Origin of the sequence: Planomonospora alba, assembly GCF_039534085.1 — a bacterium.
Classification (GTDB): domain Bacteria; phylum Actinomycetota; class Actinomycetes; order Streptosporangiales; family Streptosporangiaceae; genus Planomonospora_B; species Planomonospora_B alba.
In genome coordinates this window covers 1-21632 of record NZ_BAAAUT010000055.1, presented here as the reverse complement: position 1 = coordinate 21632, position 21632 = coordinate 1, and the positions used below count along the sequence as shown (strand labels likewise).

Here is a 21632-nt window from a genome sequence, read left to right as displayed (position 1 = left end):
CCTGGTCGTCGGCGACCGGAGCGGAGGCGGTCACCGGGACACCGTGATCCGCTCGGCCAGCGGGAGGGAGACCCGCACGCCGTACCCTCCGGCGGGCAGGGGGCCGGCCGACAGGCGGCCGTGGAAGAGCGCGACCCGCTCGCGCACGCCGACCAGGCCGTGACCGGACCCGCCGCCGGGGGCGCCGGGGATACGGCCGTCGCGCGGGCCGTCGTCGACGATGTCCAGGCAGAGCGCCCGGGGCCGGTAGGAGATGGTCACCCGGGAGCGGGTGGGACCGGCGTGCCGGAGCGTGTTGGTGAGCGCCTCCTGGACGATCCGGTAGGCCGACAGGTCCAGGCCCGCCGGGAGCCGCGCCGGGGTGCCCTCGACGGTCAGCGACACGTCGAGCCCGGCCGCGCGCGCCTGCTCCACCAGGTCGTCCAGCAGGGCCAGGCCGGGCTGCGGGGAGAGCCCCCCGCCCTCCCGGCCGGTGCGGAGCAGCCCGACCATGCGGCGCAGCTCCTCCACGGCCTCGCGCCCCGTCTCCTCCACCACGTTCAGCGCCTCGCGCTGGGCGACCTGGCCGGGATCGAGCATCAGCCGCGCCGCCCCCGTCTGCATGACCATCGCGCTGACGCTGTGCGCGACGACGTCGTGCAGTTCCCGGGCGATCCGGACCCGCTCCTCGGTCACCGCCTCCCGGGCGAGCAGCTCGCCGCGCTCCTCCGCCTGGACCGCGAGTTCCCGCGCGCGCAGCGCGAGCCGCCGGTGGCGCCGTGCGGTCACGCCCGCGCCGACCACGGTGGCGCACGCCGCCAGCGCGACCGCCGCCTCACCCGGCCCCGCGCTCCCGGACGGCCACGCGACCGCGGCCAACGCGGCCGTGCCGGCCACCGCGAGCAGCCACTCGGCGACGGCGGGAGGCGGACGGTGACCCATGAGGTCGAGGGTAGAACGGATCTTCGGCCATGAAATCCACCTTCGGGCGGATACCGAGCCGGATGAGCCTCGACGGTGCGCGGACGGACGGTCCCCGGCCTCCTCCCGCCGTCCGCGCTCACGCCCGCCGCCGCTCCGCCGGTGACGCGGTCACTTCTCCACGGAGGACATGTCCGCGTAGCGGTCGCCGCGCACGGCGCCGCTGGGCACGGCGGTCTCCAGGGCGGCGACCTGGGCGGCGGTCAGCGTGATGCCGGCCGCCGCCGCGTTCTCCTCCAGGTAGCGCAGCCGCTTGGTGCCCGGGATCGGGACGACGTCCTCGCCCCGGGTCAGCAGCCAGGCCAGCGCGAGCTGGGCCGGGGTGCAGCCCACCTCGTCGGCGATCTTGCGGACCTCCGCGACGAGCTCCTCGTTGCGGGCCCCGCTCTCGCCGGTGAAGCGGGGCAGGTGCCTGCGGAAGTCGCCGTCGGGCAGCTGCTCGGCCGGCGGCAGGGTCCCGCCGAGCAGGCCCCGGCTGATCGGGGAGTAGGCCACCAGCGCGATGCCCAGCTCCCGCGCGACCGGCAGGATCTCCTCCTCGATGCCCCGGGTGAACAGCGAGTACTCGCTCTGCAGCGCGGCGACGGGGTGGACCGCGTGCGCCCGGCGCAGGGTCTCGGCGTTCACCTCCGAAAGGCCGAGATGGGCGACCTTGCCCGCGGCGACGAGCTCGGCCATCGCGCCGACGGTCTCCTCGATCGGCACCCGCGTGTCGCGGCGGTGCATGTAGTACAGGTCGATGTGGTCGACGCCGAGCCTGCCCAGGGAGGCGTCGCAGGCCTGCCGGACGTACTCGGGGCGGCCGTCGATGGCGCGCGCGGCCGGGTCGTCGCCCCGGACGATGCCGAACTTGGTGGCCAGCACCACCCGGTCCCTGCGGCCGGCGATCGCCCGCCCGACCAGTTCCTCGTTGTGGCCTCTGCCGTACATGTCCGCGGTGTCGAGGAAGTCCACCCCGAGCTCCAGCGCCCGGTGGATGACGGCGATCGACTCGGACTCGTCGGCCGGGCCGTAGAACTCCGACATCCCCATGCAGCCGAGCCCGATGGCGGACACCTCGGGGCCTGCGGCGCCCAGACGTCGCTTGTTCATGTGATCTCCATGGCGTGGTAGGAATCGATCTTGTGGTCGAGGGCGGCGAGGTCCTCGTTGAGCCGGGCGATCCGCTCCCGCACCCGCTCGCGGTGGACCTCGAGCATGCGCCGCCGCTCGGCCGCGGTCTCCGGTCCCTGGCGGCGCAGGGCGGCGTAGCGGCACATGTCGGCGATCGGCATCCCGGTCGTGCGCAGCTTCGTCAGGAACTCCAGCCAGGCGAGGTCGGAACCGGCGTAGGTGCGGTGGCCCGCCGCGTCGCGTTCCACCTCGTGGATGAGCCCGATCCGCTCGTAGTAACGGAGCGTGTGCGCGCTCAGCCCCGAGGTGCGCGCGGCCTCCTGGATGGTGATGCCCATGGGCACCACCGTGCACCTTTGAGCGCACTCCAAGTCAAGCGGCCCCGCCGCCGGTCCGCCGGTCGGCGGGGCCTCTCCCCGTCCCCGCACCCTGAGGGGGAGGGCCCTACCCCCGGGGGCGTCCGCGCAGCTCACCGGCCCGCCCCGGAGGGCGTCCCCCTGAGGCGTCCCGTACCTGCCGCGGGTGTCCCTCCGGGGTCGCTCAGGGCCGCTTGGGGATCATCTCGGATGGCCCGTGACCTGGCCCGCGGCGATCGTTGGGGCATGGCGAGCACAGCGACTTCGGGAACCAGGACGATGCTTGTCGGCTACGCGGCGATCGGCGCCGGGGCCCTGTCCATGCTGGGGCTGCACGTGGCCGCGGGCCTCGATCCGCTGCACACCGTGATCAGCGAGTACGCGTTCGAGCCGGACGGCTGGCTGCTGCCGACCTCGCTGACGCTCTTCGCGGTGGGCGCGACGGCCTTCGCGGTGCTGCTGGCCCGCCGCGGCGAGGACCGGCAGGCGGCGCTGCTCGTCGGACTCTGGGGGCTGTGCATGCTGCTGGTCGGGGCCTTCCCCACCGACCGGCCCGGGGTGCCGCTGTCGATGTCGGGCGGCATCCACCGCTACGCCGCGTTCGCCGCCTTCCTGGCGATGCCGGCCGCAGGGCTGATCCTGGCCCGGCGGTACGAGGGCCGGCCGTACGCCCGGGCGGTGAGGGCGCTGAGCCTGCTCTCGCTGGGTGTGCTGGTCCTGGTGGTGGTCCCGTACGCGGTGCGGATGCTCGGCATGGAGCCGGCCGGGGTGCCGGCCGGGGTGGTCCAGCGGGTGGTGGTCGTCTCCGAGGTCGCGGTGCTGGTGCTGCTCGGACTGGTGCTGGCCGTCGGCGGGCGGCCGCACGGGGCCGGGTGCTCAGCCGAGACGGGCGGCGAGCCTGCCGTAGGCGGCCAGGGCCAGCTCCCAGCAGCGGCCGGCGTCGAGGCCGGTGGCGACCAGCGCGTTCGCCGGGCCGTCCGGGTGGCGGACGGCGACCGCCGTGCCCGCGGTCTCCGGCCCGCCCGTGTCGACGGTGACGCGGGCGGGTACGGCCGGCACCACCCGGGGGTCGACCACCCGGGCGACCGCGCAGGCGTCGTGGACCGGCGGCCCCTGCGCGGGGTCGTCCCCGCGGGCCCGGCCGTAGGACTCCACGCACGGGACGAGCAGCTCGCGGCCGAGCCGTCCCAGCGCCCGCATGCGCTGCCGTACGGCGGGGCCCGCCCTGGCCCGCGCGGAGACGCCGAGGCCGATGGCGGTCACCGGCCGGCCCGCCCCGAACACGACCGCGGCGGCCTCGGGGTCGGCGGCCAGGTTGAACCCCGGGTCCGGCCCGGCGGCGCCCGGCGGGGCGGCGGGCCCGGGGGGACCGCCCACGACGACGAGGTCGCGGGCCCACTCGGAGACCCGCGGCTCCTGCCGCAGCGCCAGCGCCACGTTGGTCAGCGGGCCGATCGCGATCAGGACGACCTCGCCGGGGCGGTCCCGGACCGTCTCGGCGATGAAGTCCGCGGCGTGGCCGTCCGCGGCGGGCAGGAGCGGCTCCGGCAGCACGGCGGCCCCGAGGCCGGACGGCCCGTGCGCGCGGCCGGTGCGCTCCGGGCCGTCCCGCACCAGCGCGCGTGGGCTCCCGGGCACGACCGGTACGCCGTGCGCACCGAGGAACTCGCGTAGCCGGAGCGCGTTGCCGGTGGCGCGCTCCAGGGAGACGTTCCCGGCGACCGTGGTGACGCCCAGGACCTCCAGCTCCGGGCTGCCGAGGGCGAACGCGAGGGCCAGCGCGTCGTCGACGCCGGGATCGCAGTCGACGATCACCTTGGTGGGCGCCATGGACGGCACCGTACACCCGTTGACGTGATCCGCCTCACAGCCCTACGTTCGCATGAACCGACCAGTCGGTACGAAACGGGTGTGTGGAGGGTGCGCACGTCGTCGAACGCCAGCTCCGGGACCGGCCCGACCGTGGAGACCGTGCGCGGCCCCGTGCCCGTCGCCGACCTCGGCCCCACCCTCATGCACGAGCACGTCTTCGTCCTGTCCACCGAGCACCTGGACAACTACGGCCGCGGCTCCTGGTGGGACGAGGAGTTCCGGGTCGCCGACGCGGTCGCCAAGCTGCGGAACGTCGCCGCCAAGGGCGTGCGCACGATCGTCGACCCCGCGGTCTGGGGGCTCGGCCGCTATCTCCCGCGGGTCCAGCGGGTGGCCGAGCAGGTGCCGGAGCTGAACGTCGTCGTCGCCACCGGGCTCTACTCCTACGACGCGATCCCCCACCAGTACGAGCACCGCGGCCCCGGCCTGCTGCTGGACATGCCCGAGCCGATGGTCGAGGACTTCGCGCGCGACCTGACCGAGGGCGTCGCCGACACCGGCGTCCGGGCGGCCTTCCTCAGGTGCGTGGTCGAGAGCAAGGGGCTGACCCCCGGCGTCGAGCGCATCTGCCGCGCGGTGGCCCGCACGCACCTGCGGACCGGGGCGCCGATCACCGTGCACACCGACTCGTCCACGCGGAGCGGCCTGCCCGCCCTCGGCCTGTTCGCCGAGGAGGGCGTCGACCTGACCAAGGTCGTGGTCGGCCACGCCGGCGACAGCAACGACCTGGACTACCTGATGCGGCTGGCCGACACCGGGGCGACGCTCGGCATGGACCGGTTCGGGCTCGACCTGTACAATCCGACGCCGCAGCGGGTGGCGACCGTCGCGGCGCTGTGCGAGCGCGGCTACGCCGACCGGATGGTGCTCAGCCACGACGCCGCCTGCTTCATGGACTACTTCGGCGACGCCTGGGACGGCACGCTGAGCCAGGCCGCGCCCAACTGGCGCTTCGACCACATCCACGACGACGTGCTCCCGGCGCTGCGCGAGGCCGGGGTGAGCGACGCGCAGATCGAGCAGATGCTCGTCGGGAACCCGCGGCGGTACTTCTCCTGACGGCCGCCGGCCCGCCCGGTCACCCGGCGCAGCGTGGTCAGCTCCCGCTCCACCGCCAAGCAGGCGCCGGTGCTGTGGCGCTTCGCCAGCGGCGCGGCGGCCTTCGGCGTCTTCGTCGACGCCGAGCGCTGCTGGGTCGGCAACCAGCGGGGCGACGTCTACACCGTCACCCACGGCGGCACCGTCACCGGCCGCTTCCGGCTGCCCGACGGCGTCAAGTGCATCGTCGCCGACGACTTCTGGATCTACGCGGGCGCCGACGACGGCAAGGTCTACGACCTCAGCGGCAAGGTGCCCCGGGTCGCCTACGAGATCGCCGAGGACGTCGACATCTACTGGCTCGACATCCACGACGGCGTGCTCGGCGTCTCCGACCGGGCCGGGCGGATCACCGCCATCGACCACGAGGACGAGTTCCAGTGGGCGCGCACCGGTTACGGGCAGTACGCCTGGATGGTCCGCTGCGACGGCGAGGCCGTCTACCACGGCACCACCACGGGCGTGGCCCGCTACGACGCCGCCGACGGCACCCCCGCCTGGCGGGCCGACCTGCGCGGCGAGGTGCTGTTCGGCTGGCAGGAGGCCGCCTCGGTCTACGCGGGCACCTCCGACGGCGCGGTGCACCGCCTCCGCAAGTCCGACGGCGCCACCGAGGCGGTCTACCGCTGCGACGCGACCGTCTTCTCCTGCGCCACCGCCCCCGGCGGCCGCTACGTCTTCGCCGGGGACAACCACTCCTCGATCTACTGCTTCGCCGCCGACGGCACCCGCCTGTGGAAGCTGGGCACCGGCTGCGGCTCGGCCTTCTCGATGCAGTACCTCGACGACCGCCTCTACATCGTCACCACCGACGGCACACTGGCCTGCATCGACGCCACCGAGGCCGCGATCGGGGCGGCGCAGGCCGGCACCGTCCCCGAGCCGGTGGACGTCAAGGCAGCGGCGGGCCTGGCCGCGGTGGAGCCGGCCGTGACGCTGGAGACCGCCTCGCAGATCGCCGTCGACGCGGGCGGCGGCGTGGTCGTCGAGTGCGTCCGCGAGGGCGACCGGCTCCGGGTGCGGGTGGTCAGCGAGGGCTACGACTCCGGATGGAACGTGCAGTTCCCCAAGGGCGTGCGGGAGGCGGGCGCCCGCTACGTCGTCGAGGGCGTGCGGCCCTCCGCCCAGGACGGCTTCTACCGCGCCTACGGAGACATCCGGCGCCTGGTCTGACGCGGGCGGCCGGGTCCCCCTCGCGGGAGCGCCCGGTCCGGGAGCACCGCGGCGGCGCTCCCGGCGCGAGGAGGGACCCGGCGGACGGCCGGCGGTCACCTCCCGGCAACGCCGCGGCCACCTTCCACCGGTTGGCTGGGGCCATGGCATGGCCGGAGAGCGACGTCGTCGGGATGCACGTCGGCGAGCCCGTCACCGTCTACGGGAAGGTCGCCCTGACGCCCGCCGGGGAGCTCGCCCACGAGGGGAACCGCGTCCCCGACATCGCCGTCCTGGACGCCCGGCGCCTGGTGGTCGGCTGGCGGGCGGGCGTGCGGGACGCGCGCGACCCCACCCCGACCGACCAGGGCTCCATCATGTACGGCAGGTCGCAGGACGGCGGCGCGACCTGGACGACGGGTGTGCTGGCGCGGGCGACCGCCACCCGCCGCTACCACTACGTCGTCTTCCTCCGCGACGGCGGCACCCTGTACGCGCTGCTCGGCCTGATCCGGGTCGGCGAGGACCGGGACCGGGCGGGGAACGTGGACGGCTTCCCCACCGAGCTGACGGTCAAGCGCAGCACCGACGCCGGGCTGACCTGGACCGACGTCCCGGTCACCGTGGACGTTCCGGCCAACGGCCGGGGCGTGGTGGTCGCCGGGAAACCGCTCCGGTACGGCGGGCTCTGGCTGGTGCCGTACTGGCGGCAGGCGGGCGGCACCACCCGGGCCGGGGTGCTGCGCTCGGCGGACCTGAGCACCTGGACCTCCGGAGCCCTGGCGGAGAACCCGCCCGGCGTCGCGGTCGAGGAACCGCAGCTCGCCGTCGCCCAGCACGACCCCGGCACGCTCGTCATGGTGACCCGCACCCTCGACCTGCGGGGCGGGGCGTCGGCGGCCGAGCGCGAGGCGCGCTACCGCACCCACACGGCCCACTGCGCCACCGCGGCCAGCACCGACGCGGGGCTGACCTGGACGCCGATGACGTTGGACGAGGACCTGCCGAACCACTACGTCAAGACGTTCTTCGCCGGTGACTCCGCCGGGCGCCACCTGGCGATCTACAACACGTTCGCCGGGCCGTTCACCGGGCCCTCGGAGAGCAGGCCGGACCAGTACCGGGAGGTCCTGCACTACAAGGTCAGGCGGCCCGGCGAGCCGTGGGGGCCGGGCCGGCTCTTCGCCGACGGCAGGCGGCTGACCCGGGGCGCGGCGCGCGGCTGGGACGTCTACCCCAGCGCCGAGGAGTACGAGCCGGGCCGGTTCTTCGTCGTCTGGGAGCACAACCAGACCAACATCAGGGTCGCCCGGCTCGACATCACCCGCGACCCGCCCGCCGGCGACCTGCTGACCGCCGGCTGGGAGCTGGGCGGCGGCGCACGCCGTACCGCCGCCGGAGGGTTCCTGCTGCGCAGTGCCGGGACGGCGGCGAGCTGGGCGACCTGCCCGCTCGACATCCGCCTGGCCTGCGACTTCACTCTGGAGTTCCGCGGCCGGATCGACGACGACAGCGTGCTGGACCCCCGGACCGGCGCCGGCGTCTGCCTCGGCGCGAAGGTCGCCGACGGCGCCCGGCGGCTGATGCTGACCGTGCAGCGCGGCGGGGTCTGGACCATGCGCAAGGGCTCGTCCGTCTGGGAGCGGGTGCACGCGGCGGACGACGCCGGGCGCCCGGCCACCTGGCGGGTGACCGTGGACAGCGCCGGTGTGGCCCGCCTGCGGCGCGACGGCGCGGACACCGGCGCCTCCTGGGTGGTCCAGAACAGCCGGGAGACGCCGCAGGTCACGCACTGGGTGACCGGCACCCCCGGCGGGAACGCGGCCGCGGCCACCGTCGAGTGGACCCGCCTGACCCCGGCCCTGCCCGAGGTGTGACGGGCCGTCCCGGGTCCGGCCGCGGGGGAGGAGCGGACCCGGGTCCGGGCGCCCGCCGCGGCGGGCCGGTCCGCGGGCGGTACGGCATCGGGCCGTCCGGCCGCCGGGGCACGCGGTAGCTTTGGGGCGTCCATGACTAGGGGAAGAAGATCGTGACGACTTCTATTCATCAGCGGATCGCCGAAGAGCTGGGCGTACGCGAGCGGCAGGTGCAGGCCGCGGTGGAGCTGCTCGACGGCGGGGCCACGGTGCCGTTCATCGCGCGCTACCGCAAGGAAGCCACGGGGATGCTCGACGACGCGCAGCTGCGCACGCTCGAGGAGCGGCTGCGCTACCTGCGCGAGCTGGAGGAGCGGCGCACGGCGATCCTGGAGTCGATCCGGAGCCAGGGCAAGCTCGACGACGCCCTCGAAGCGCAGATCATGGCGGCCGACTCCAAGGCCCGCCTGGAGGACATCTACCTGCCCTACAAGCCCAAGCGGCGCACCAAGGCGCAGATCGCGCGCGAGAACGGGCTCGAGCCGCTCGCCGACACCCTGCTCGCCGACCCGCGGACCGACCCGCAGGCCGCCGCCGCGGCCTTCGTCAGCGAGCAGGTGCCCGACGCCGCCGCCGCGCTGGACGGCGCCCGGGCCATCCTCGTCGAGCGCTTCAGCGAGGACGCCGACCTGGTCGGCGAGCTGCGCGAGCGCATGTGGAACCGGGGCCGGCTGGTGGCGGCGGTGCGCGAGGGCAAGGAGGAGGCCGGCGCGAAGTTCTCCGACTACTTCGACTTCGCCGAGCCCTTCACCAAGCTGCCGTCGCACCGCGTCCTGGCGATGTTCCGGGGGGAGAAGGAGGAGGTCCTCACCCTCACCCTGGAGCCGGAGGAGGAGCCCACCGGCTCCTACGAGGCGGCCATCGCCCACCGCTTCGGCATCTCCGACCAGGGCCGGCCCGCCGACAGGTGGCTGGCCGACACCGTGCGCTGGGCCTGGCGCACCCGCATCCTCGTCCACCTCGGCATCGACCTGCGCACCCGCATGTGGCAGGCGGCCGAGGACGAGGCGGTCCGGGTCTTCGCCGCCAACCTGCGCGACCTGCTGCTCGCCGCCCCCGCGGGCACCCGGCCGACGATGGGCCTCGACCCCGGCCTGCGCACCGGCGTGAAGGTCGCGGTGGTCGACGGGACCGGCAAGGTCGTGGCGACCGACACGATCTACCCGCACGAGCCGCGCCGCCAGTGGGACCAGTCCCTGGCCACCCTCGCCAAGCTCGCCAGGGAGCACGCGGTGGAGCTGGTCGCCATCGGCAACGGCACCGCCTCCCGGGAGACCGACAAGCTCGCCGGCGAGCTGGTCAAGCTCGTCCCGGGCCTGACCAAGGTCGTGGTCTCGGAGGCCGGGGCGTCGGTCTACTCCGCCTCCGCCTACGCCTCGCAGGAGCTGCCCGGCCTGGACGTCTCGCTGCGCGGCGCGGTCTCCATCGCCCGCCGCCTGCAGGACCCGCTGGCCGAGCTCGTCAAGATCGACCCCAAGTCGATCGGCGTCGGCCAGTACCAGCACGACGTCGCCGAGACCAAGCTCTCCCGCTCGCTCGACGCGGTCGTCGAGGACTGCGTGAACGCGGTCGGCGTGGACGTCAACACCGCCTCGGCGCCGCTGCTGACCAGGGTGTCGGGCATCACCTCCACCCTCGCGGAGAACATCGTGGCCCACCGCGACGCGTGCGGCCCGTTCCGCTCCCGCAGGGCGCTCAAGGACGTGCCCAGGCTCGGCCCGAAGGCCTTCGAGCAGTGCGCGGGCTTCCTGCGCATCCCCGACGGCGACGACCCGCTCGACGCCTCCAGCGTGCACCCCGAGGCCTACCCGGTGGTGCGGCGCATCCTGTCGGCCACCGGCGGCGAGATCACCCGGCTGATCGGCAACACCGCGGTGCTGCGCTCCCTGAAGCCGCAGGACTTCGTGGACGACACCTTCGGCCTGCCGACCGTCACCGACATCCTCGCCGAGCTGGAGAAACCCGGCCGCGACCCGCGCCCGGCGTTCAAGACCGCGACCTTCGCCGAGGGCGTGGAGAAGATCTCCGACCTGGCGCCCGGCATGGTGCTGGAGGGCGTGGTCACCAACGTCGCGGCGTTCGGCGCGTTCGTCGACGTCGGCGTGCACCAGGACGGCCTGGTCCACGTCTCGGCCATGTCGCGCACCTTCGTCAAGGACCCGCGCGAGGTGGTCAAGCCCGGCGACATCGTCCGGGTGAAGGTGCTCGACGTCGACATCCCGCGCAAGCGCATCTCGCTCACCCTCCGCCTGGAGGACGAGACCGACGCGCGTCCCGACCGGTCCGGCCAGGGCCGCGGTGGCGACCGGAACCGGGACCGGGGCCGTGACCAGGGGCGCGACCGCGGCGGCGACGGGAACCGGCGCGGGGACGGCCGGCAGGACCGGAGCGGCCGGCAGCAGGGCGGGCAGCGTGGTGGACAGCGCGGGGGGCAGCGCGACGTGCCGGGCGGCGCGATGGCCGAGGCCCTGCGCCGCGCCGGGCTCGGCGGCTCCGGCGGCCGGTGACCCGGCCCGCGGCGGCCTGACGGCCCCCGGCCCGCCGGATCCCGTGTCCGGCGGGCCGGGCCGTACGGTTCCGGAGGCCGGAGCGGCGGCCGGGGGCCGCGGCGGCTACCCTTGGCCGTCATGATCGAGTCGATGGTGAACAGACGGTTCCCTGTACTGCTCGCGGCGGTGGCGCTGACCGCCGCCGCCTGCGGCGGCGCCGATGGGACCTCCTCGTCCGCGCCGTCCCCCGCCGCCCCTCCCGCCTCCGGTCAGCCGTCCGCGCAGTCGTCCGGACCCCCGGCGAAGCAGGAGCAGACCCGCGAGGTCACCCTGGAGGTGGACGGCACGGGCAAGCTCATGCAGCCGATCGTCTACATCGCCGGCGATCAGGGCACCGAGTCGGACGCCACCCTGCCGTGGAAGAAGACCGTGACGCTCGAACTGACCCCGGCCGAGCAGGAGGTCGGGGTCCTGATCTCGATCATCCCCGGCTCGTTCCGCGACTCGGGCGGCAAGCTCGTGCCGGGTGAGTGCCGCATCCTCGTCGACGGCGAGGAAGTCGCCACCAACGAGGGCGGCGAGAGCATGTGCAAGCACACCCTGCACTGACGGTGAGGATGTAGGTGAACGCCTCCCGGCGGAGCCCGGCTCCTGCTCCGACCGGGTGATCGGGAGTCCGGGCGGGGGCGTCCCCGGCCCGGGCTCCCGCCCGGTGGGCGCGGTCAGCGTGACGTGCGGGCCAGGGCCTCCAGCGCCGGGCCGGTGAGGCGGTACCTGTCCCAGCCCTCGACCTCCCGCGCGCCGATCGACCGGTAGAACTCGATCGTGGGGGAGTTCCAGTCGAGGACCGACCACTCGAAGCGGCCGTAGCCGCGCGCCACGCAGATGCGGGCCAGCTCCGCGAGCAGCGCCTTGCCGTGCCCGGCACCCCGGTGCTCGGGGCGGACGAAGAGGTCCTCCAGGTAGATGCCGTGCCGGCCCTGCCAGGTCGAGTAGCTCAGGAACCACAGGGCGAACCCCGCGATCCGCTCCCCCTCGGCGGCGATGTGGCAGAACAGGGCGGGGGCCGGTCCGAAGAGGTGCTCGTGGAGCCGCTCGGGGGTCGCCTCGACCTGGTCCAGGGCCTTCTCGTACTCGGCGAGTCCGCGGATCATGTCGATGACCGCCGGGACGTCCTCCGGCGTTGCGGGACGGATCATGCGGAGATTCTAGAAGGGACCGTTCCGGGTGGATCGCGGCCGGTCGGGATAGTCTGCTGGTCGCACGTGCGGTTCCTCCCGGATGCCGCGGGACGGCCGCCACGGGCGGGGAGGGCATCATGGCCGGTACGGCGTTGCGGGCGGGCGATCCCGCGCAGATCGGCCCCTACCGGCTGCTGGGCCGGCTGGGCCGCGGCGGGCAGGGGGTCGTCTACCTCGGGCAGGCGGAGGGCGGCGACCGGGTGGCGGTCAAGGTGCTCGACCGCGGGCTGGCCGGGGACCGGTCGGCCCGGGAGCGGTTCGTCCGGGAGATCGAGGTGGCCCGGCAGGTCGCCGAGTTCTGCACCGCCCGGGTGCTCGACGCCGGGGAGAGCGACGCCGGCCTCTACGTGGTGAGCGAGTTCATCGACGGGCCCTCCCTGCAGCAGGCCATCACCGAGGGCGGTCCCCGGGACGGGGCGGCGCTGCAGCGCATCGCGGTGGGCACGGTCACGGCGCTCGCCGCGATCCACCAGGCGGGCATCGTGCACCGCGACTTCAAGCCGGCCAACGTGCTGCTCGCCCCGGACGGCCCGCGCGTCATCGACTTCGGCATCTCCCGGGCGCTGGACGCCTCGGCCTCCCTCACCAGCGGGGTGGTCGGCACCCCGACCTACATGTCGCCGGAGCAGATCGCCGGAGAGCGGGCCGGGCCCGCCTCGGACGTGTTCAGCTGGGCGGTGACGACGGTCTTCGCCGCGACCGGCAGGCCCGCCTTCGGCGCCGACACCATCCCCGCCGTGCTCCACCGGATCCTCAACGCCGAGCCCGACCTGTCCGGGGTGCCGGAGTCCCTCCGGCAGGTGGTCGCCGACTGCCTGGCGAAGGACCCCGCCGCCCGGCCCGCCGCCGCCGACCTGCTGCTCCGGCTCATCCGGCAGGAGCGGCCCGGGACGCCCCCGGTCCTCCCCTCCGGGGCCGCACCGGGGCTCTCCTCCGGCCGGGCGCCGGGTGCCCCCGCCGGATCCGCGGGCCCGGCCCCCCGGACGGGTCCGGGGACGGGCCCCGCGTCCTGGGCGGGGCAGGCCGCGGGTCCCGCGGCGGATCCCGCGTCCTGGGCGGGGCAGGCATGGCCGACCGGCCCGTCCGCGGGGAGCGCCGAGCCCGCCGTACCGTCCGCGCAGGGCGCGCCGCCGACGGTGCCGAGGTGCCTCGCTCCGGGCGGGAGCGGCGCGGCCGGGTCGGGGACCCGGCGCAGGGGCGTGCTCGCCGGTGCGGCCGGGATGGCCGTCGCGGTCGTCGCGGCCGGGGCCGCCGTCCTGCTGGCGCAGGGACCGGCGGGGCGGAGCGGTCCGTCGACCGGCCCCGTGGCCGTGACCGCGGGCGGCGCCTCCCCGGGCCCCGTCGGCTCCTCGGGCGGCGGCGGCACGCCGGAGACCGGCTCCTCTCCCACGCCGAGCGCGGCCGCCACCGGGACCGCGCAGACCGCCGCCACCCCGCTGCCCAGCCCGGGCACGCCCGTCGGGAAGTGGACGAGCAAGCAGGTGGGCGGGGCCCTGCGCGGCCACGGAGGCGGCGCCGAGGACGTCGCGGTCGCCGAGGCCGGGGGCGGGCCCGTCATCGCCTCCGGCGACCAGGGCGGGACCGTCCGGCTCTGGGACCCGGCCACCGGCAGGCAGACCACGAAGATGACCGAGCATTCCGCGTGGGTCGGCGAGATCGAGACGGTGCGGCTCGGCGGCAGGACCGTCGTGGTCTCCGGGAGCTTCGACAGGACCGTCCGGCTCTGGGACCCGGCCACCGGCAAGCGGATCGGCAAGCCCATCGCCACCGGCTCCGAGGTCTACGCGCTGGCGACCGCCGTCGTGGACGGGGAGCCGATCGCGGTGGTCGGCGGCGGGGACGGCCGACTCCGCGTCTGGAACCTGGCCACCGGCGAACGCGTCGGGAGGACACGGGACACGCGCGGCGGCACGGTGTTCGCGGTGGCCGTCGCCGAGGTCGACGGGGAGCCCGTCGTGTTCACCGGCGCGAAGGACGGCAGAGTGCTCCGCTGGGGCCTGCGCGGGGGAGAGCCGCTGGAGGTCGGAAGGCAGAACGGGTACGTCTCCGCGCTCGCCACGGCCGAGCCGGACGGCCGGCTCGCGGTGCTCTCGGCCGGCGGTGACCAGGTGATCCACGTGGACGACGCGTCCGGGAGCGGGCCGGTCCGCTCGCCGATCACCGGGCACACCGGATGGATCTTCACACTCGCGGTCGCCCGGGTCGGCGAGACGACCGTCGTGGTCTCCGGGAGCAACGACTCCACCGCGCGGGTCACCGATCTGGCCACGGGGAAGGCCGCCGGGAAGCCGTTCAGGGATCACGACCACAACGTGTTCGGCTCGGCGGTGACGGAGCTGGACGGCCGTCCCGTGGTCGTCACCGCGGGCGGCGACGGCACCGTGCGGATCTGGCGGCTCGGCTGAGCGGTCCGCGGGGCGCGTCCGCGCGGTGAGGCGGTCCCCGGGGGTCCGGGCCGTGGGATCCGGCCGCGACGGGCCGGGTCACGGGGGTCCGGTCGAGGTGCCGGGCCGGGCCGCGGGGTCCGGCCGGGGCTCAGCCGCAGGAGACCTCGGTGAAGGCCGGGGGTTCGGGGGCGGCGCCGACGAAGCCGATGCCGGTGACGGCGGCGCCGGGCGCCAGGACGGGGTCCTGCTCGGGGGCGTGGATCATCCCGATGGGCCCGCTCACCATGTGGGTGCCCTTCCACGCCTGGGTGATCGTCGTGCCGAGGGGGAAGGTCCACTGGATGTACCAGCCGCGCATGGGCTCGTCGGTGAGGTTCTCGATCGTCGCCTCGGCGCGGTAGCCGCCCGGCCAGGTCTCGGCCAGCCGTACCGTGGCCGTGCACCGGGGGGAGGCCGCCGCGGACGGCGTGGCGGGGTGGGCGGGGGAGGAGGACGGCACCGCGGGCGGGGAGGACGGGGCCGCGGGCGGGGAGGACGGGGCCGCGGGCGGGGAGGCGCCCGCCGCGGCCGCGGGGTGGGCGGCCGCATGCCCGCCCGGCCGCCCGGCCTCGGGAGGATCGGCGAGGCAGGCCGCCGCGAGCAGCGCCACCGCGGTGCCCAGGGAGGCGGCGCCCAGCAGCGTCGTCGTCTTCGCGCGTGGCACGGCGGGCCTCCTCTGCGGGCGTTCACGGGGTCTCCGGGCTCTCCCGGAGGAGGGACGGGGCGGTCCCGGCCGGAAGGGAGGACCGGCCGGGACCGCGGGTCGTCAGGGACTGGTGCAGGTGAGCGTCGGGGAGCCGGCGCCGCCGTTGGCGGTGAACCCGAAGGTGGTCGAGCCGTTCGCCGGGATCGACCGGTTCCAGTCGGCGTTCTTCACCGTCACGGAGGAGCCGGAGACCGTGTGGGTGCCGCTCCACAGACTGTTGATGGTGCTGCCGCCGGGCAGCGTCCAGGTGACGGTCCAGCCGTTGAGCGCGGAGCCGCCGGAGTTGGTCACGGTGACCTCGCCCTGGTAGCCGCCGGACCAGGAGCTGACGGTCTTGAAGGAGGCGGTGCACGCGGCGGGCCCGCCGGTGGGGGTGCTGGTCGGGGTCGCGGTCGGGCCGGGGTCGGGGGTGGTGTCGCGGCCGACGCCGGTCACCTCGCCGTTGCCGCCGTCGAAGACGACGTCGGAGCAGTTGTAGAAGGTCTCGGCGCTGTCGGAGCGCTTCCACACCGAGTAGATGATGTGGCGGCCGGACTTGCCGGAGGGCAGGGTCGCGTTCCAGTAGTAGTGGGCGTCGTTGGTGCCCGGCGAGCCGACGCTGTCGGGGTGGTCGGCGGTGTGGAAGGGCTGCTCCTCCAGGTCGTCCCAGCCGAGCGGCTCGTTGGGGTTCCAGCCGTCCTTGGTGACGTACAGGTAGAACCAGCCGGGGTGGGCGGCCCACTTGTTGTACTTGAACTGGATCTGCTTCCCGGCGGTCAGGTGGGTGACCGGCCAGTCGCTGCGGGCCAGGTCGTAGCCGCGGAAGCCGGGGTTGCCGCCGCTGCACAGCTGCCCGTCGGGGATGAACCCGCGGGTACGGCCGGCGCCGTCGGAGCGGAGCACGCTGAACCAGTTGTAGAGGGAGTTGGCCCCGCTCTGGGCGACGGCCGCCGAACAGGCCGGGTTGATGGGGACGATGTTCCCCTGCGGGCTGAGCCCGTCCTGCCAGCAGAAGTAGGTACGGCTGCCGGGCACCATCATGGCGCCGTGAGCCGAGGCCGAGCCGGGGACGAGGACGACCGCGAGAAGCGCGGACATGAGTGTGGCCGCGCAGGCGACAGCGATTCTTCGCCAATTGCGCACTGGACTGACCGACCTTTCGAGATGGCGGGCTTATCGATCGACTGCAGCGAAGCGCTTGCGCGGATCGGACTCTAGGTCGGCGTTATCAGGGTGTAAACGGAGCGCACTCCCGAAAGCCGCCTCCCGCGGTGTATGCGCTGCTCGCGGTGGCGAGCGGCGGGCCGGATCCGATGAAAGATTCATCGGGGCGCGGCCGGCGCCGGGGACGCCGTGCGGGGCGCCCCGATGTCACCCGGACAGGCCGCCGAAGACGTCCCGGTGGGCGGCGGCCAGGGCGGTGAACACGGCGCCGCGCAGGACCGCGTTGCCCTCCACCGCGCTCGGGCGCACCCGGGTGGGGGCGGGGGAGAGCGCGGCCAGGTGCTCGCCGACCCGCTCGGCCAGAGCCTCGCCGCCGGAGCGCCCCGTCGTCCCGCCGAGGACGACGAGGCCGGGGTCCAGGACGGCGACCGCGGCGAAGGCGACCTCGGCGATGCGGGCCGCCAGCGTGTCGGGGTCGAGGTCGCGCACGGCCGCGGCGCCCACCAGGTCGCAGAGCGGAGTTCCGGACAGCCGCAGCCAGCCGACCTCGCCCGCGCCGCCGGACGCGCCGTGCCGCAGCCGCCCGCCGAGGACGACCGCACCGCCCACCCCGTCGTCGAGCCAGAGCAGGACGAAGTCCTCGCATCCCCGGGCGGATCCGGTGCGGTGCTCGGCGACGGCGGCGAGGTTGACCTCGTTCTCCAGCGTGACGGGGGCGCCGATCCGGCGGCGCAGGGCCTGCGGCAGGTCGGGCCGCCAACCGGGCACGCCGTTGTCGGCCAGGAGGCTCCCCGTGGAGGGGTGGAACAGGCCGGGGGCGCCCAGCACGACCGTGTGCACGGACAGGGCCCCGGCCGCCTCCGCCAGGGCGCCGGCCACGGTCTCCACCAGGTCGGCGCCCGGTTCCAGGGGCCGCGCGGCGGAGCCGACGGCCCGGCCGGTGATGTCCGCGACGGTGATGCCGACCGCGCCGCGGCGCACGTCGACGCCGGCCACGTGGGCGCGGTCGGCGACGATGCCGTAGAGGCGGGCGTTCGGCCCCCGCCGGACCTCCTCGCTCTCTCCGGTGACCTCGATCAGCCCGCCCTCCCGGAGCCGCTCGACCAGGTCGGAGACGGTCGGGCGGGACAGGCCGGTGAGCTCCCGGATCTGGGGGGCCGTCAGCGGCCCCCGCTCCAGCAGCAGGTCGAGGGCGAGGCGGTCGTTGATCGCCCGCGCCGTCCGCGGGGTGGCGGTCCTCATGGTGCTCATTGTCCATACTCCGGCGGGCGAATTTTAATCAGGTAACCTAACTGATAATTTCTGCTCCATGCATACTGATGCGAAACGGGCGCGGATCGCGGTCGCGGGGGTGTTCGCCGTCCACGGCGCGGTGGCCGGCACCCTGGCGACCCGCATTCCCTGGCTGCAGGACCAGCTCCGGCTGGACTCCGCGGCCCTGGGCCTCGCCCTGCTCTGCCCCGCCCTCGGCGCCTTCGTCGCCATGCCGATGACCGGGCGGCTGGTCCACCGGTACGGCGGGCGGGCCGCCACGCGCGGCCTGCTCGCCCTGTGGTGCGCGGCACTGGCGCTGCCCATGCTCTCTCCCGGGCTCGGCTGGCTCTGCGCGGCCCTCCTGCTGTACGGCGCCGCGGCGGGCACCAGCGACGTCGCGATGAACGCCCAGGGCGTGACCGTCGAGCAGCGGCTGGGCCGCTCCGTCATGTCGGGGCTGCACGGCATGTGGAGCGTCGGCGGCCTGGTCGGCGCGGGCGCCGGCACGCTCGCCGCCGGTTTCGGGATCGACGCGCGGCTCCACCACGCGGTGGCGGCGCTGGTCCTGCTGGCGGTCGGGGCCGTCGCGGGCCGCGCCCTGCTGGACACCCGTCCGGCGCCGGGGGAGCAGGCCCCGCCCCGCTTCGCCGTACCCTCCCGGGCGATCGCCGCGATCGGCGTCGTCGGGTTCTGCGCCACCTTCGCCGAGGGCGCGGGCCGCAACTGGGCGGCGGTCTACGTCGAGGAGGTCACCGGCGCGGGGGCCGGCCTGGCGGCGGCGTGCTTCGCCGTCTTCTCCCTCGCCATGTCGGTCACCCGGCTCGCCGGCGACCTGGTCGTCGACCGGTTCGGGCCGGTCCCGACCGTCCGCGCCGGAGGCCTGCTCGCCGCCGCCGGGTGCGCCGTGGTCGCCCTGGCCCGCACCCCGTGGCAGGGCATGGCCGGGTTCGTCATGCTCGGCCTCGGGGTCGCGGTGACCGTGCCGCTGGTCTTCACGGCCGGGGGCAACGCCACGCCCACGCCCGGGGAGGGGGTGGCGGGGATCGCGACGATCACCTACCTGTCCGGGCTCGTGGCCCCGGCGGTGATCGGCTGGGTGGCCGACGCCACCTCGCTGCCCGCCGCGTTCGGCCTGATCGCGGCCGTGTCGCTGACGGGCGCGCTGCTCGCGGGGGCCCTGCGGCCCCGCCCCGTGATGCCCGCGGCGCCCGCCCGCCAGCGCGTGGGCTCCTGAGATCCGCCGGCGGGCGGCCGCGCTCGGGGGCGGACCGGGGGTGCCGGTGAACCCTGCGGGGTAGGAGAAGGGTCCGGGACCGTCACGGCTCCGCGTCTCCCTCCGCCGTGCTCTCGCCCGCCTCCGGCGGGGACCGCGGAGCGTTCCGGGGGAGACCGACGGGCCCGGGACGTCGCATGCGGGGAGGACAGCGATGGACACCGCCGGGGGCCGGGTGCGGATGCTGGAGGGCCTGATCGCGGGCAGTCACCTGTCGGCGCTGGAGCAGCTGCCGTCGCTGGTCGAGGAGTGCGCCGCGCACGCCGGGCTGCGCGAGGTGCTGATCTACGTGGTCGACCTGCGCCAGGAGGTGCTCCGCCTGGTCACGGGGCACGGGGTGCACTACTACGAGGAGCCGGAGCTGGAGGCGGACGAGCTGCGGATCGAGGGGACCCTGGCCGGCCGGGCCTTCCAGGAGACACGGGTCATCGCCCGGCCGGGCGGGAACGGCGGCGGGGGCTGGTGGGTGCCGCTGCTGGCCGGGACCGAGCGCCTCGGGGTGCTGCGGATCAACGCCGACGGCACGGACGAGCGGGTCCACGAGGACATGCGGGCCCTGGCGTCGCTGGTGGCGCTGCTGATCGCGAGCAAGCGCACGCACAGCGACTCCTACGCCCGGCTGGTGCGGACCCGCTCGATGAGCGTGGCCGCGGAGATGCAGTGGAACCTCATGCCGCCGCTGACCTTCGCCAACGAGGAGGTCATGGTCGGCGCGGTGCTGGAGCCGGCCTACGAGATCGGCGGCGACGCCTTCGACTACGCCCTCGCCGGGGACGTCGCGAACCTGGCGATCTTCGACGCGATGGGGCACGACGCCTCCGCCGGGCTGACCGCGAGCCTCGCCGTGGCCGCCAGCCGGAACAGCCGCCGCCAGGGGGCGGACCTGATCGGCGTCGGCGCGGCGGTCGAGCACGCGCTGATCGAGGAGTTCGGCCGGGCCAACCGCTTCGCCACGGCGATCCTCGCCCAACTGGACGTGCGTACGGGCGTGTTCTCCTGGGTCAACCGGGGGCACCATCCGCCGATCGTGATCCGGGGCGGGCGCTGGGTCTCCACGCTGGAGTGCGCGCCCGCCCACCCCCTCGGCCTCGATCTCGGCCTGCCCGTCCTGCTCTGCCAGGAGCAGCTCGAGCCGGGTGACCGCGTCCTGCTCTACACCGACGGCATCACCGAGGCCCGCAACCGCGACGGCGAGGAGTTCGGGCTGAGCCGCTTCACCGACTTCATCATCCGGCGCAACGCCGACGGGCTGCCCGTGCCCGAGACCCTGCGCCGCCTGGTCCGCAGCGTCCTGGAGTATCACCACGGGCAGCTCCAGGACGACGCCACGGTGCTGCTGCTGGAGTGGCGCGGGGCGGGCCAGCGGAAGCTGCAGCTCTCGGAGGACCCGGTCTGAGACAGGGCCCGGCGGCCGGGCGCCCCGGCCGCGCAGGCGGCCGCCCGTGTGCCGCATGACACGGATGCGGCACGCGGGCGGAATCCCCGGCTCCAGGCCGCAGGGCACGTCAGACCCGCACCTGTTCGGCCAGCCGCTCCAGGCTCTTCTCCAGGGCGTGGTCGATCTCCTCGCGAGCGGGGGCGTGGGCCTCGTCGAAGAAGGACAGGTGCACGGTCACCTCGCTGGCCTGGTCGCTGATGCTCGAAACCTGCAGCCAGCCCGAATAGCGGTCGTCGTCGCGCGTCCCCCATTCGAGGCGGAGCTGGTCGCGCTGCGCCCGGAACAGCGCGCGCTCGTCCTTGCCGGTGCCGTCCTCGTGGACGGTCACCGCGGGCGGGTCCTCCGGGCGGACGTGCAGCTCGTGGGGGAGCCAGCTGTCGAGCCGGTCCACGTCGCTGGCCTTGTCGAACACCGTCTCCGGCGGCGCGGTCATCGTGCGGGAACGCTCGTACTCGCTCATCTGATGATCACTCCTCGGTTCGGGAACGTCATCCCCGGGCGTACCCCTGCCGACCCGGTCCATCCATCCGCTCCGGTCGGACCGGTCCGCGGCCGTCTCCCCCCGTCCGCCCTCCCGGCGGGGCCGCACGCGCTCCGGGATCCTCCGGAGGCGGCCGGTGCGGGGCTTCCGGGCGGCCGCAGGCAGCCGGGGCCCGCGGGCCGCCGACCTGCGAAAGGGCCCTGTCGGGCGCCGGTGCGGAGCGCCTACCGTAGGGACATGCGCCTGACCGCCTTCACCGGCATCTCGCTGCGCATCGTGATGCGGCTGGCCGTGGCGCGGGAGGGCGGACTGCTGACCACCCGCGCGGTCGCGGACGCGCTCGCCGTGCCGTACACCCACGCGGCCAAGGCGGTGGCGCGCCTGAGCGAGCCCGGTCTGGTGGAGGCGCGCCGGGACGGGGAGCCGCCGCGGCCGCCGGGAGGGTCCTGTGCGCTCCCCGGGCCGGCGTGGAGGGCCGAAGGTCCCACGGGACGGGGACTTCGGGACGGCCGGGCGGTGCCGTACGGCTCTGGGGGCGAGGGGGTGCGAGCAGGTGTACTGGGTGACGTAAGGGAAACCACCCCCACCAAGGAGCCGATCATGGCCATCATCGAAGGACGCGCCCCGCGCACCTACCCCGGCCGCCCCGCCCCCGCCCCCGCCCCCGCCCCCGCCGCTCCGGCCGCTCCGGCCGCCGCGGCCGCGCTCGCCCCG

At 75.3% G+C, this 21632-nt stretch carries 17 protein-coding genes and 2 pseudogenes; 10 read left to right on the top strand and 9 right to left on the bottom strand.

Features of this window, described 5'->3' with window-relative positions; all coding sequences use genetic code 11:
* Nucleotides 1-30 precede the first annotated feature (30 nt).
* The 3 genes from ABD823_RS27255 to ABD823_RS27245 all read right to left on the bottom strand — a co-directional run bounded on the left by ABD823_RS27255 (nt 31) and on the right by ABD823_RS27245 (nt 2411).
* A complete protein-coding gene (locus tag ABD823_RS27255; protein WP_344864466.1) occupies nt 31-921 on the bottom strand; it encodes a sensor histidine kinase in 891 nt (296 codons plus the stop codon).
* A 150-nt stretch (nt 922-1071) separates the two neighbouring features.
* Nucleotides 1072-2052 carry an aldo/keto reductase gene (locus ABD823_RS27250; RefSeq protein WP_344864464.1) on the bottom strand — a complete coding sequence of 327 codons (981 nt, stop codon included), beginning with the start codon at nt 2050-2052 and terminating at the stop codon, nt 1072-1074.
* Entirely contained in the window at nt 2049-2411 is a 363-nt protein-coding gene (locus ABD823_RS27245; RefSeq protein WP_344864462.1) for a MerR family transcriptional regulator, read from the bottom strand. The genes ABD823_RS27250 and ABD823_RS27245 overlap by 4 nt, the downstream gene beginning before the upstream one ends.
* A 228-nt stretch (nt 2412-2639) precedes the next feature.
* Here ABD823_RS27245 and ABD823_RS34705 point away from each other — a divergent pair.
* Nucleotides 2640-3206: pseudogene (locus tag ABD823_RS34705) on the top strand (DUF998 domain-containing protein); the annotation flags it as partial.
* Nucleotides 3207-3305: 99 nt separating this feature from the next.
* Here ABD823_RS34705 and ABD823_RS27230 read toward each other — a convergent pair.
* A complete protein-coding gene (locus ABD823_RS27230) occupies nt 3306-4259 on the bottom strand; it encodes a nucleoside hydrolase (protein WP_344864457.1) in 954 nt (317 codons plus the stop codon).
* Between the two features lie 183 nt (nt 4260-4442).
* Between ABD823_RS27230 and ABD823_RS27225 the strand changes: the two genes are divergently transcribed.
* The 5 genes from ABD823_RS27225 (at nt 4443) to ABD823_RS27205 (ending at nt 11565) form a co-directional block, all read left to right on the top strand.
* Nucleotides 4443-5360 (top strand): phosphotriesterase family protein, encoded by a 918-nt coding sequence (locus ABD823_RS27225; RefSeq protein ID WP_425566667.1) that lies wholly within the window; start codon nt 4443-4445, stop codon nt 5358-5360.
* A 33-nt stretch (nt 5361-5393) separates the two neighbouring features.
* Nucleotides 5394-6572: a PQQ-binding-like beta-propeller repeat protein gene (locus tag ABD823_RS27220; RefSeq protein WP_344864453.1), complete on the top strand. Its 1179-nt coding sequence runs from the start codon at nt 5394-5396 to the stop codon at nt 6570-6572.
* Nucleotides 6573-6715: 143 nt separating this feature from the next.
* Complete coding sequence (locus ABD823_RS27215) at nt 6716-8428, top strand: sialidase family protein (protein WP_344864451.1); 1713 nt, start codon at nt 6716-6718, stop codon at nt 8426-8428.
* A 152-nt stretch (nt 8429-8580) separates the two neighbouring features.
* Nucleotides 8581-10974 carry a Tex family protein gene (locus ABD823_RS27210; protein WP_344864449.1) on the top strand — a complete coding sequence of 798 codons (2394 nt, stop codon included), beginning with the start codon at nt 8581-8583 and terminating at the stop codon, nt 10972-10974.
* Between the two features lie 120 nt (nt 10975-11094).
* Nucleotides 11095-11565, top strand: coding sequence for a hypothetical protein (locus ABD823_RS27205; RefSeq protein WP_344864447.1), 471 nt, complete (start codon nt 11095-11097; stop codon nt 11563-11565).
* A 113-nt stretch (nt 11566-11678) separates the two neighbouring features.
* Here the strand turns inward: ABD823_RS27205 and ABD823_RS27200 are convergent, their stop codons facing one another.
* On the bottom strand, nt 11679-12155 hold the full coding sequence (locus tag ABD823_RS27200) for a GNAT family N-acetyltransferase (RefSeq protein WP_344864445.1): 477 nt from the start codon (nt 12153-12155) through the stop codon (nt 11679-11681).
* A 119-nt stretch (nt 12156-12274) separates the two neighbouring features.
* Between ABD823_RS27200 and ABD823_RS27195 the strand changes: the two genes are divergently transcribed.
* Nucleotides 12275-14602, top strand: a complete 2328-nt coding sequence (locus ABD823_RS27195) for a WD40 repeat domain-containing serine/threonine protein kinase (protein ID WP_344864443.1) — start codon at nt 12275-12277, stop codon at nt 14600-14602.
* Nucleotides 14603-14732: 130 nt separating this feature from the next.
* On the opposite strand, the gene ABD823_RS27190 is transcribed toward ABD823_RS27195, so the two are convergent.
* The 3 genes from ABD823_RS27190 to ABD823_RS27180 form a co-directional block, all read right to left on the bottom strand.
* The gene (locus ABD823_RS27190) at nt 14733-15287 is read right to left on the bottom strand and encodes a cellulose binding domain-containing protein (protein WP_344864441.1); all 555 of its coding nucleotides are present in this window, start codon (nt 15285-15287) and stop codon (nt 14733-14735) included.
* A 102-nt stretch (nt 15288-15389) separates the two neighbouring features.
* Nucleotides 15390-16406, bottom strand: a complete 1017-nt coding sequence (locus ABD823_RS27185) for a lytic polysaccharide monooxygenase auxiliary activity family 9 protein (protein WP_344864439.1) — start codon at nt 16404-16406, stop codon at nt 15390-15392.
* 273 nt (nt 16407-16679) lie between these two features.
* Complete coding sequence (locus tag ABD823_RS27180; RefSeq protein ID WP_344864437.1) at nt 16680-17714, bottom strand: ROK family transcriptional regulator; 1035 nt, start codon at nt 17712-17714, stop codon at nt 16680-16682.
* Between the two features lie 67 nt (nt 17715-17781).
* On the opposite strand from ABD823_RS27180, the gene ABD823_RS27175 reads away from it, so the two are divergent.
* Together ABD823_RS27175 and ABD823_RS27170 are read left to right on the top strand one after the other, a co-directional pair.
* Nucleotides 17782-18960: an MFS transporter gene (locus tag ABD823_RS27175; RefSeq protein ID WP_344864435.1), complete on the top strand. Its 1179-nt coding sequence runs from the start codon at nt 17782-17784 to the stop codon at nt 18958-18960.
* Between the two features lie 193 nt (nt 18961-19153).
* On the top strand, nt 19154-20395 hold the full coding sequence (locus ABD823_RS27170; protein WP_344864433.1) for a PP2C family protein-serine/threonine phosphatase: 1242 nt from the start codon (nt 19154-19156) through the stop codon (nt 20393-20395).
* A gap of 109 nt (nt 20396-20504) precedes the next feature.
* Here ABD823_RS27170 and ABD823_RS27165 read toward each other — a convergent pair whose 3' ends face one another.
* A complete protein-coding gene (locus tag ABD823_RS27165) occupies nt 20505-20897 on the bottom strand; it encodes an SRPBCC family protein (RefSeq protein ID WP_344864431.1) in 393 nt (130 codons plus the stop codon).
* 258 nt (nt 20898-21155) lie between these two features.
* Here ABD823_RS27165 and ABD823_RS27160 point away from each other — a divergent pair.
* A pseudogene (locus tag ABD823_RS27160) lies at nt 21156-21632 on the top strand (hypothetical protein); the annotation flags it as partial.